1 protein-coding gene is annotated in these 225 nt (G+C 63.1%); it reads left to right on the top strand.

Annotated features, from left to right (window positions below; all coding sequences use genetic code 11):
- Positions 1-32 precede the first annotated feature (32 nt).
- Positions 33-225, top strand: a 193-nt coding sequence (locus IAE24_RS30530) for a hypothetical protein (RefSeq protein WP_325100587.1), incomplete at its 3' end; no start/stop codon positions are given.

The raw sequence follows: 225 nt of genomic DNA, 5'->3' as shown, positions 1-225 counted from the left end.
CGACGAACTGCGCATCGACGCCTTCCACGCCGGTGACGCCTGGTACGCCAGTTTTGACGGTCACCAAGGCCAACCCGGGTAGCTTGGCTGTGGGCACGCCGTTCAACTACGCCTTCACGGTAACGAATGCGGCCAGTGCCTTTGGTCCCGCCAACAGCGTGACCATCAAGGATTTGGTGCCTGCGGGTATCAGCATCACGGGCGTGCCGACCGGCGCAAACGTGG

The organism is Delftia sp. S65 (genome assembly GCF_016516495.1).
GTDB classification, from domain to species: Bacteria; Pseudomonadota; Gammaproteobacteria; order Burkholderiales; family Burkholderiaceae_C; genus Comamonas; species Comamonas acidovorans.
The sequence above is the reverse complement of the archived record's forward strand: the minus strand, read 5'-3'. Positions and strand labels throughout refer to the sequence as shown.